This window comes from Endozoicomonas sp. ONNA1 (assembly GCF_024606325.1).
Lineage (GTDB): Bacteria > Pseudomonadota > Gammaproteobacteria > Pseudomonadales > Endozoicomonadaceae > Endozoicomonas_A.
This window is the reverse complement of record NZ_JAHHPN010000995.1, coordinates 1-10833: the sequence shown is the minus strand read 5'-3', so window position 1 is coordinate 10833 and position 10833 is coordinate 1. Positions and strand designations below refer to the sequence as shown.

11 protein-coding genes are annotated in these 10833 nt (G+C 48.4%); 6 read left to right on the top strand and 5 right to left on the bottom strand.

Going from position 1 to position 10833, the window contains the following annotated elements; translation table 11 throughout:
* Window positions 1-218 (top strand): hypothetical protein (locus tag KDK19_RS23950; protein WP_257293109.1); only part of this gene is annotated, 218 nt, incomplete at its 5' end.
* A 105-nt stretch (window positions 219-323) separates the two neighbouring features.
* Here KDK19_RS23950 and KDK19_RS23945 read toward each other — a convergent pair.
* Both KDK19_RS23945 and msrP read right to left on the bottom strand, forming a co-directional pair.
* Window positions 324-908 carry a sulfite oxidase heme-binding subunit YedZ gene (locus KDK19_RS23945; protein ID WP_257293108.1) on the bottom strand — a complete coding sequence of 195 codons (585 nt, stop codon included), beginning with the start codon at window positions 906-908 and terminating at the stop codon, window positions 324-326.
* A 10-nt stretch (window positions 909-918) separates the two neighbouring features.
* Window positions 919-1962: a protein-methionine-sulfoxide reductase catalytic subunit MsrP gene (gene msrP, locus KDK19_RS23940; RefSeq protein ID WP_257293107.1), complete on the bottom strand. Its 1044-nt coding sequence runs from the start codon at window positions 1960-1962 to the stop codon at window positions 919-921.
* 232 nt (window positions 1963-2194) lie between these two features.
* On the opposite strand from msrP, the gene betB reads away from it, so the two are divergent.
* Together betB and betA are read left to right on the top strand one after the other, a co-directional pair.
* Window positions 2195-3658 carry a betaine-aldehyde dehydrogenase gene (gene betB / locus KDK19_RS23935; RefSeq protein WP_257287798.1) on the top strand — a complete coding sequence of 488 codons (1464 nt, stop codon included), beginning with the start codon at window positions 2195-2197 and terminating at the stop codon, window positions 3656-3658.
* Between the two features lie 23 nt (window positions 3659-3681).
* Window positions 3682-5340, top strand: a complete 1659-nt coding sequence (gene betA / locus KDK19_RS23930) for a choline dehydrogenase (RefSeq protein ID WP_257253301.1) — start codon at window positions 3682-3684, stop codon at window positions 5338-5340.
* Window positions 5341-5362: 22 nt separating this feature from the next.
* On the opposite strand, the gene pssA is transcribed toward betA, so the two are convergent.
* Window positions 5363-6187: a CDP-diacylglycerol--serine O-phosphatidyltransferase gene (pssA, locus tag KDK19_RS23925; RefSeq protein WP_257274654.1), complete on the bottom strand. Its 825-nt coding sequence runs from the start codon at window positions 6185-6187 to the stop codon at window positions 5363-5365.
* Window positions 6188-6419: 232 nt separating this feature from the next.
* Between pssA and KDK19_RS23920 the strand changes: the two genes are divergently transcribed.
* Entirely contained in the window at window positions 6420-7886 is a 1467-nt protein-coding gene (locus tag KDK19_RS23920; RefSeq protein ID WP_257274655.1) for a tetratricopeptide repeat protein, read from the top strand.
* A 44-nt stretch (window positions 7887-7930) separates the two neighbouring features.
* Here KDK19_RS23920 and KDK19_RS23915 read toward each other — a convergent pair whose 3' ends face one another.
* Together KDK19_RS23915 and KDK19_RS23910 are read right to left on the bottom strand one after the other, a co-directional pair.
* Window positions 7931-8851 carry a LysR substrate-binding domain-containing protein gene (locus tag KDK19_RS23915; protein ID WP_257253298.1) on the bottom strand — a complete coding sequence of 307 codons (921 nt, stop codon included), beginning with the start codon at window positions 8849-8851 and terminating at the stop codon, window positions 7931-7933.
* A 43-nt stretch (window positions 8852-8894) separates the two neighbouring features.
* Entirely contained in the window at window positions 8895-9596 is a 702-nt protein-coding gene (locus KDK19_RS23910) for an amino acid racemase (protein ID WP_257253296.1), read from the bottom strand.
* Between the two features lie 222 nt (window positions 9597-9818).
* Here KDK19_RS23910 and KDK19_RS23905 point away from each other — a divergent pair, with 222 nt between their 5' ends.
* A complete protein-coding gene (locus KDK19_RS23905) occupies window positions 9819-10547 on the top strand; it encodes a hypothetical protein (protein WP_257274657.1) in 729 nt (242 codons plus the stop codon).
* Window positions 10548-10586: 39 nt separating this feature from the next.
* Window positions 10587-10826 carry a DUF2959 domain-containing protein gene (locus KDK19_RS23900; protein WP_257282241.1) on the top strand — a complete coding sequence of 80 codons (240 nt, stop codon included), beginning with the start codon at window positions 10587-10589 and terminating at the stop codon, window positions 10824-10826.
* The last annotated feature ends 7 nt before the right edge of the window (window positions 10827-10833 follow it).

Sequence of the window (10833 nt, the reverse complement as noted above, 5' to 3'; positions counted from 1 at the left end):
CAAGAGACGGAAAGAATGATAATTTATGGGCTTGCTCTGCGCAAGCCGAGCTATCCATCACCGTCCTCAAAGTACGGGGCTTTTCGCTCAGTTTGGGTAATCTTTCATCTTTTCAGGCTGACTTTCGTATATCTCATCAACCGTCTGCTGAAAGTCCTTTCTTGGCGGAGGTGGAATGTACCTACTCACTTTTTTATCTCAAATCAATCAATTATTGAGCTATGAATATAGATTAATAACAAGAACAACTCAAAAAGTTAATAATATGAGATTAAAAAAAGACCTCATGCCACAAACCTCTCATGAAAACGCTAAAAAAGGGCTCATCGAGCCCGTCGCCACTTGGTAGGCAGCCTGAACAACATCAAACCAGCGAGCACAGAACCAAATATTACCGCTTCGGTATAGTCACTTTTTGACAGCCAGACAAAATGCAAAACCGCCAGACCTGCAGCCAGATAGACCAGCTTATGCAACTTCACCCACTTTTTCCCTAACCGGCGCATCATGGCCTTGGTTGATGTGGCTCCCAGTACAGAAAGTATCAGGATCGCAAAAGCACCCGCCATGACATAAGGACGCTGATAGAGATCTTCCAACAGTGTTTGCCACTGCCAGCCCAGCAAGAATGCAAGATAAGCCATTACATGCAGTACTGCATAAAAGAGTGCGAAGAGCCCGATCATTCTCCGGAACCGGATCAGTTTGTTAATCCCTGTCATTTTTCTTGCCGGGGTAACTGCCAGACTGATGCAAAGAAAGATTAAAGCCCACTCGCCCAAATCCCGGGTCAGGGTATTCGCCGGGTCGGGTCCCAGTTGATGAGTGATAACAGCATTGATCAGCCAGACCAATGGCACCAGACATATTGGAAAAACAAGCCATTTTAACTTTGCAACCCAGTCCATCACACGACCTTTAATAGAATTTCCTGAGATCCATCCCCTTGTAGAGATGAGCCACTTCTTCGCCATAGCCATTGAACTTTTGCGTTTCAATCTGGTTTGGCTCCCAGATGGAGTTAGGCAATCTGCGCTCTTGCTTCTGGCTCCAGCGCGGATGATCGACTTCAGGATTCACATTGGCATAAAAACCATACTCGCTCGGACCTGATTTAACCCAAGTGGTTTGTGGCATGGTTTCAGTAAAACGGATTTTGACAATGGACTTGATACTCTTAAAGCCATACTTCCAGGGAACAACCAGTCTCAGAGGGGCACCATTTTGCGGCGGCAGTGTCTTGCCGTATAGGCCAATAGCCATAAAAGTCAGAGGGTTCATGGCTTCATCTATTCTAAGCCCTTCGACATACGGGTATTTAATGGCACTGAGACGGGAGCGTTGACCCGGCATCTGTTCAGGATCATGGAGTGTTTCGAACTGAACGAACCTGGCCCTGGAATTGGGTTGAAAACGCTTGAACATGTTGGCCAATGACACACCCACCCAGGGAATAACCATCGACCAGGCTTCTACACAGCGAAGACGGTAGATTCTTTCCTCAACATCGTGGGGCTTGAGTATATCTTCCAAAGTGTATTTACCGGGTTTTTCAATCTCCCCCTCAACCACTAACGACCAGGGGTCTGTTTTCATATTTTTAGCGTATTTGGCAGGGTCGTCTTTTGAGTAGCCAAACTCATAAAAGTTGTTGTAACCAGCCACACTGGCGTAGGGGGTTAACGTTTCATCGGTTGTGAAGCGACTGGATTGATAGCTGGCTACTTTCTCTTTCAGCCAATCAGGGGCAGAAAGCTGTGGAACGTCATCATAGCCTGAACCCGCCGACTTCCTGGTTGACCGGGTATCTGCAGCATCACCGCAACCTGCCACAACCAGCCCCATGCCGACACAGGCAAACTGTCCACCCATTTTCAAAAAACGGCGACGATCCTCGTAAACGCTTTCTGATGTTATTTCACTGCTGCGGACGTCTCCAGACTTTCTGGTCTTAATCAGCATCGATACTCTCCCGCACAATTCTCTTATTTACCTTTTACGCTCGTTTTAATGGCGCAGATTCACATTTCAAAATCATGGACGTCATCTCGCCAGTAAATATTCCATCAACCCGCTGACTTGATCATTTATTAGCGGCTTTTTTGTCGTTTTCACATAGAATTAATTCGGTGTTCCAACTATCGATGCCTGAGAACGTCCTCAGCTTTGCAACTGATACCCGAGGGAGTTACCTGTGTCATTACCTTGCTATCAGAACTTTGTCGATGGCCGATACCTGGCCAATGAGACGAAAGAAACGTTTCCGGTGATCAATCCCGCTACTCGTCAAATCATTTATACCGTAGAGAAAGCCGATGACGCCATTCGCCAGTCTGCTGTTGCCAGTGCTCAAAAAGGCTTTGAAAGCTGGTCAAGAATGAATGGTATGGAGCGCAGTCGCATCCTCAACCGAGCTGTCAGCCTCTTGCGCGAACGTAACGATGAACTGGCCCGAATTGAAGTTCTCGATACAGGTAAACCCTGGCAAGAGGCCTCCGTGGTTGATGTGGTTACGGGCGCCGACTCTATTGAGTTTTTTGCTGGATTGGCTCCTTCCATTGAAGGCAACCAGCAGTGCCTGGGCGATGACTTTTATTACACCCGCCGCGAAGCTCTTGGCATCTGTGCCGGAATAGGCGCCTGGAACTACCCCCTTCAGATTGCCTGCTGGAAGGCTGCCCCGGCGATGGCCTGCGGCAACAGTATGATTTTCAAACCGTCTGAAGAAACGCCTCTGGGTGCCTTGAAGCTGGCCGAGATCTTTATCGAGGCAGGCGTGCCCGCTGGCGTCTTCAATGTCATCCAGGGTGACGGTGAAGTCGGTGCCTGGCTGACCCATCATCCTGATATTGCCAAGATATCTTTCACCGGAGAGGTCAGCACCGGCAAAAAAGTCATGATCGGTGCAGCCTCTTCATTAAAAGAGGTCACCATGGAGCTGGGCGGCAAGTCCCCCCTGATCATCTTTGAAGATGCCAATCTTGATAATGCCGTCTCCGGAGCAATGCTCGGTAACTTCTATACCCAGGGCGAAGTCTGTACAAACGGCACACGGGTTTATGTCCACAAGGCTATCTATCCGGCTTTTATAGAAAAGCTGCAGCAACGCACTGAAAATAATATTGTGCTGGGCGACCCCATGAACCCATGTACCAACATGGGTGCGTTAATATCAGAGAAACATCATCAACGGGTTCTTGACTACATCCATCAGGGCGTTATGGAAGGTGCCACCCTGTTGACCGGAGGAAAACCAGCCACCCCCTCTACAGCACCCGATGGCCTCTTTATTGAACCCACCATTTTTTCAGATTGCCGCGATGACATGACCATTGCCCGCGAGGAAATCTTCGGCCCCGTTATGGCGGTATTCACCTTTGAAGATGAAGCAGAAGTCATTGCCCGTGCCAACGACACCGAACTGGGCCTCGCAGCTGGAGTCTTTACTCAGGACATCACCCGCGCTCACCGTGTTATTCACCAGCTTCAGGCCGGCATCTGCTGGATCAATTACTACGGAGCCTCGCCGGCTGAAATGCCAGTAGGTGGTTATAAGCAGTCCGGCACGGGTCGTGAAAATGGTGTTGAAACGCTGAAGCATTACACTCAGGTCAAAGCAGTGTATATGGGTATGAAGCCTCTGGAGAGTCCTTTCTAACTCTGCATTCAAGGAGCACGACCATGACAAAGTATGATTATGTCATTGTCGGGGCCGGTTCTGCCGGGTGCGTTCTGGCCAATCGTCTGACGGAAGATGTCAATAATCAGGTTCTGCTGATTGAAACCGGCGGGAGTGACAAGAGCATTGTTATTCAAATGCCAACGGCACTGTCCATTCCCATGAATACCGAAAAGTATGCCTGGCAGTTTACAAGCCGACCCGAGCCTTTTTTGGACAACCGTCGTATGCACTGCCCCCGGGGTAAGGTGCTGGGGGGCTCTTCTTCCATCAATGGCATGGTCTACGTTCGGGGCCACGCCAAAGATTTTGATGAATGGCATCAGCACGGAGCTACTGACTGGGATTATCGTCACTGCCTGCCGTATTTTCGTAAAGCAGAAACCTGGGCTTTCGGTGGCGATGACTATCGGGGAGATAGTGGTCCATTAGCGGTTAATAATGGCAATGAAATGAAAAACCCTCTCTATTCAACCTTTATAAAGGCTGGGCTAGAAGCAGGCTACATGGAGACCACTGACTACAACGGTGCTCGACAGGAAGGTTTTGGCCCCATGCATATGACCGTTAAGAACGGTATACGCTGGTCCACTGCCAATGCTTATCTTCGACCGGCCATGAAGCGAAGCCATCTGACGGTGGTGACCCATGCTCAGGTCCAGCGGGTTCTGCTGGAAGGCAAAAAGGCAACGGGTGTCGAATATAAACACAAAGGACTCATAAAAAAAGTACTGGTCAGTAAAGAAGTCATTCTTTCTGCAGGCTCTATTGGCTCACCTCATATTCTTCAATTATCAGGAATCGGCCCTCGAAAGGTATTAGAAGACGCAGGTATAGCTGTTCAGCATGAATTGCCCGGTGTAGGTGAAAATTTGCAGGACCATCTGGAGTTCTACTTCCAGTTCCGTTGCAAAAAGCCGATTACTCTTAACGGCAAACTGGACCCGCTCAATAAATTGTTTATTGCCGCTCGCTGGTTTTTCATGAAAGACGGGCTGGGTGCGACCAATCATTTTGAATCTTGTGGTTTTATCCGTTCAAAAGCCGGCGTCGAGTGGCCTGATATGCAGTACCACTTCCTGCCGGCAGCCATGCGCTACGACGGCAGAAGCGCTGTTGATGGTCATGGTTTTCAGGTTCATATCGGCCACAACAAACCCAAAAGCCGTGGCTGGGTGAGAGCGGTGTCAGCCAATCCAGATGATCATCCCGGTATACAGTTCAATTATCTGTCCCACGAAGAAGACCGGGAAGGCTTCAGACAGTGTGTTCGTCTGACTCGGGAAATCATCAATCAACCAGCGTTCGATGAATATCGTGGCTCAGAAATACAACCGGGAGAAAGCGTTCAAACTGATGAAGAGATCAATAGCTTTGTCCGGGAATCTGTAGAAAGTGCCTATCATCCGTCCTGCTCCTGCAAGATGGGAATGGATGACATGGCCGTAGTCGACCCACAGACGAGAGTCAGAGGACTGGAAGGGTTGAGGGTAGTGGATTCGTCTTTATTCCCAATCATACCCAATGGAAATCTGAATGCTCCCACGATCATGGTGGCAGAGAGGGCTGCCGACCTCATTCGAGGGGCAGACACCCTGCCTCCGTCTTCTGCCCAAGTCAATATGGATACTCAATGGCGGGAAAGACAGAGAACATATTGACAATGTCAGCTTTTCTCTCAGGTTATTCGGAAGCAGGTTGCTTTCTGGTTTTTCCTATCAGGAACATAATCGGTCCCGAACAGGCATAACTCAGGAAAATCAACGTCAGCACTCTGGGTGGATCAGTAAAGACAACGGCAAAAGCCAAAACCATGGCAATCATGAAAATGAAAGGTACCCGACCTTTCAGGTCCAATTTCTTGAAACTGTTGTACTGAAAGTTACTGACCATCAATACTCCGGCCAGACCTGTAATCAGAGCCCCCAGCAATGCAATACCCAGCATGTTGCCATCGATACCAAAATCACTCAGCGCCCATACCATGCCTATGACCAGTGCTGCGGCAGCAGGGCTGGCCAAACCAGTGAAGTAGCGGCTATCCGTCACTTCCAGCTGAGTATTAAAACGAGCCAGTCGCAATGCAGCACAGGCCGCATAAATGAAAGCTACCATCCAGCCTACTTTCCCCAGATCATTGAGAGCCCAACTGTAGGCCACCATCGCAGGCGCTACACCAAAGGTCACCATATCTGCCAGACTGTCGTACTCCGCACCAAACTTGCTCTGGGTATTAGTCATCCGGGCAACACGACCATCCAGCCCATCCAAAATCATGGCGACAAAGACTGAAATACAGGCTTGGGTAAAAAAACCTGCCTGAGCACTGATTATGGCGTAAAAGCCACAGAACAGGTTGCCTGTTGTAAACAGATTGGGCAGTACATAGATGCCCTTGTGGCGAACTGTCTCCCCACCTTCGACCACTTCTTCAAAGTGCTCATCGACGGGAAACAGGCCGTCCACAGCATCTTGTTCATTTTCGGATCGTTCCGGCTTATCGGTCATTTCAACGTCTGCTCATTGACATAATGGTGAAAAACACACTCTACCATGAAAGGCTTGAATACTGGATAAACATAGCAAGTCACAGGATCGCCCATCATTACAGCAGTACCTTATTGAATCATCCAGCCAATCTGGCATTTCCTCTGCCCGCATCTATATTAATTGAATTCTTCAACAGGTAGCGAAAGGCATTTCACGAGCTGCCTTACTTACAGCGTATTCGGGCAATTCCATGCGATCGAAAGCGAGCAGTGAAAAGGTGTTTTTACGACCTGTCATGGTCCCTCTGTTCACCGGTATAATGACTTGTTGTAGCCTTCATTCGATCAAAGTAATAGCTGCTGCTCCCCTGACCGCACCGACAAACTGGATAGGCATCTGGCAAGCCCAAAAACAGTTTGGATTGACTCACCCTCTCAAGCCAGAAAAGAATAAGCTACTCATCAGTGCTGTTGTCGAAGGTGCCTGCAAAACCAGCGACGTATATCTAACAGAATCAGACTTCAACCTTGGCAAGCTGATCGACATCGCCCACTCACCAGACGTCACTTTCAGCTCAACGGTCATGAGTACTGAGCAGCAAAGCTGGTCCGCTGTGCTGTCTGCCTTATCGATTTTATCATTCCTGCACAATCCGCTTTCCTTTCTGTTTATCGCCTCGGACAACGGTTTGCCCTCTTTCCCGCAGGAACCCCATCTACCCTCTGCTCTGACACCCCAACGACTGGATCTGACAAAGACCGAAGCAAAAGCCCGCCAAAATACTGATGAAATGCCCATCAGACAGCTTCTACCTCCTGTCACTTTGCCAATACTGGTTACTATCGATGAAGACGGTTTTGTAACCCTCTTTATTGTTGAGTTAACCGCAGGGGGCTATCAAGTCAGGCAGTTCAAAACTCATGTTCACGTCACTTCCCGGAATGCTCAGGAGTTGTTTGACGAACTAAAAGAGCACAGTAATGTTTCATTGATTAATACCTCAAACTGTGTCGTATTCGATAAGCGTCTCCAATTCCAGTTAACCGATGAATCCTGTGAATCAGAGTTTTTTTCCCAAAATGAAGAAGCGGCTTTTAAAGTTGATCACTTAACTGACATTCGTTTTATAAGAGGTCGGTTACTGAAACGCACCCAATCAAGTCAAGACAACACGTGGAGAGTTATCCCCTTAAATCCCGAGGCTCCTGTTTTTGTACCTGCTGCCTTGAGAAACCTCTACCCATTTGTCGATGAGCCTCTCCGCCGGGCCTCGAGCACTGCTCCTGTCAGGCCGGGGCAGAAAAGACCGGCACAGAAAAGACCTCCGAGAACGGTTACCCAAACCTCCACTCATTCCATGCCAAAAGAAATGATCAGGAGGCAGCTTCTCTGTGATCATCAAAATGGCTGGGATATAAGATCATACTGGAGAAAAATCGTTAGCAGGCTGGAACAGGCAGGCAAATACGGTGAAGCTATTGTTTATTTAAAAGTTCTGGTTGAAACCTATCCTGCTGATTTCCACACCAAACACGCCCTGATCTGGGCACTGGTTAAATTCAACAGGATGAAAGAAGCGAATTTATTGATCTTGGGCTGGCTGAAAAACCCTGACCACGCATCAAAACGCATTGCTTCACTTAAAGCTATGACCAAGCGTCCCAAAAAATTCAAAATCTGGCAGCAAACCTATCACACCATCGGTAAAAATTTGTGAGTGATCGGACGAATTTCCTGCCCTTAATTTGTTGGGCAGATCAGTCATTGGAAGGTTCCCATCAACTGCCAACCTGATTCGCAACGCTGGCTCAATTCTGCCCATAACCTTTCAGCCCTGGCATGCAGTCGGACGGAGTTTCGGTAGAGCAGAATTTCTATGGCACCCGTCCAGTCAGGTCTTTCAGAATAGGGAACCAGCTGCCCTGACTCCAGTTCATCCTGTACGGAATAATCCGGTAACCAGGCAACCCCTTTGCCCTTAAGAGCCATTTCCTTGAGTAGATTGGTCAGAGACGATTCCATGACCGTTTGAAAGAGTACGGGAACGTCAGATGTACTCAACAGACTATTAACCTTGCGCCCCATAAAAGCATTGGGGCTGTACCTGAGAAGAGGCACAATGTCCGGATCAGCATCAGAAAACAACGGTTCTCCCCGATCATCAGACGAACAAACAGGCAATAGGCGTGTCATCCCCAGCTTCAGATATTCAAAGGGTGGCTGCATCAAGGCTTCAACATTGAATGCCAGGAGAAAGTCACAATTACCCTCCTGCAGAGCCTCTACCGCCAGATCAACATCAATACTTTCTACACGGGTTTGCAGCAGTTGCTCATCTCCACTCATCCGCTGAATCAATTCCGGTAACAAAGTCACCGACAGGGAGTGAGCTGCTGCAAAATCAATGGCCTGTCCAGAGACAACTCCTTGTAACTGCCCCAGACCCTCTTCCATTTGACGAAGCAGGTTCCTGGCCGTTATTCTGAAAAGCCGTCCCTCTGGAGTCAGTTTGATGGGTATTGTTCCTCTGTCTACCAATTCAAAACCGACTGCCTGTTCCAGAGAACGTATTCTTCGGCCAAAAGCAGGCTGCGTGATGTTTCGAAACTCAGCAGCACGGGAAAAATTTCTCAGCTCGGCCAATGCCAGAAAATCTTCCAGCCACTTGGTTTCCAGATTCATTCAGGCGCTACTCCCAGACTTCAGTTCAACTTGCCCCCGCTTCTCAAGCAGCTACTTTCTCTTCTTGCTGGCTGTGCCAGTAAACACAAGCCCTGGCCAACAGCGCTGTTGCATCAATGCACTGTTCAGGATTTGTGCTCGCAACGCCAGCAAGACCGATAGGGATTTCTGTACAGCCCAGAATAACCGCTTCAGCGCCCTGGCGAACCAGATCATCAAAAACCATTTTCATACGTTGACTGCCCCGTTCCAGCCCCCCTGCCTTGATATCATAGATGGCATCCATCATCAGTGTTTGCACCTCCTGATCAGGTATCAGACATTCACGACCATCGTTCTCTATTTGCTGCTGGTACATGACGGCTGAGACCGTAGCGCTGGTTGCCATAATACCTATTTTGCCCAGATTGTTCCTTCGGATATGTTGTTGTACACAATCCAGGATACTGATCATTGGAATCCGGGCCTGTTTTTGCAGCTTATCAAACCAGAAATGCGCAGTATTACAGGGAATCACAGCACACTGGGCACCGCCCCGCTCAAGGCTTCTCAACCCTCTCAACAAAGCCGGAAAAGGGTCCTCGGAACCTTCTAGAATGCAGGCACTGCGATCAGGAATCTGAGGAACGTTATGCACCAGCATGGGCAGATGCTCCTGATCCTTGCTGGCTTCTGTCAAAGCAATGATTTTTTGCATAAAGTCAACGGTAGCCAACGGCCCCATTCCACCCAGTACTCCTAACACAACACACTCCGTTGAATTCGTGACCGAAAGATAAGCAACAAAATTAGAAACTATGGTTCTATCATTACGATTCCCACTAAGCTTGTGAAATGCCTAAAGCGAAGGATTAATGCCGAAATGGCATGAGGAGGAGGGCAGATAAAAATATAAGGTTTTACTTATTGGAATTAACTGCTTATAACAGGAAACTATAAAATTCCAATATCAACCGAATTGATCGCTATGAAAAGAATTACAATGATTGTGGCTATGAAACAGGAAGCAGCGCCACTCATTGAGAAACTGGGTCTGACTGAAACAAACGACATAAACCCATTACTACCTTGTAAAAACTTTGCTGGTGAATACAAGAATCTGAGCATCAATCTGGTTACCAACGGTTCCGACTCTGTTCACGGTGTGGAAAATGTCGGTACCCAACCGGCAACTCTGGCAGCGTATGAAGCACTTCGCCTGTTGTCTCCGGATCTGGTCATCAATGCCGGAACCTGCGGTGCTTTTTCAGATAAGGGCTGCAAAATTGGCGACGTTTATATTGGAGAGCGCATCCGTTTCTTTGACCGTCGTATCCCCATGGGTGAGCATTACGAAGCTTATGGAGACGGTAATTTTCAGTGCCAAGTCGCGGTTGACCTGGCACGGAAACTGGGTTTACCCACCTCTATTGTTTGCACCGGCAACTCTCTCGATATGAGTCCGACCGATGAAGCCATTCTGCGTCAGGAGTCCGTGGTCAACAAAGAGATGGAAGCCGCCGCCATTGCCTGGGTAGCCTCCCATTACCAAACGCCTCTGGTTGCAGTAAAATCAGTGACAGACTTGATGGATAGCGAGCATGGCACTGCAGAAGAATTTGCTTCCAATCTTGCACTGGCCTCCGGGAACCTTCAGAAAGAAGTACTGAAACTGCTCGATTTGCTCGCACAGAAACAGGCTACTTCTGATGTATAAACCAGCCATGAGCAATTGAAACAAAATCAGGGAGACACTATGCGTTATTTTCTGGCCATACTTCTGCCTCCGATAGCCGTTCTTCTGTGTGGCAAGCCGGTTCTTAATGCCTTTCGGGATCAGGTTCTATATCTGAAACATAATCTCAATGCACGGGCTATTTCTGCGCTCAGGGGTGAATTAGGTGACATCAAGCTGGATATTGACCTTCTGATAAGAGATATGCAACGCTCCATCGATGAGTCACGCAAGTTCGTTGCAACCCAGCAACAGTCATAAATGATCG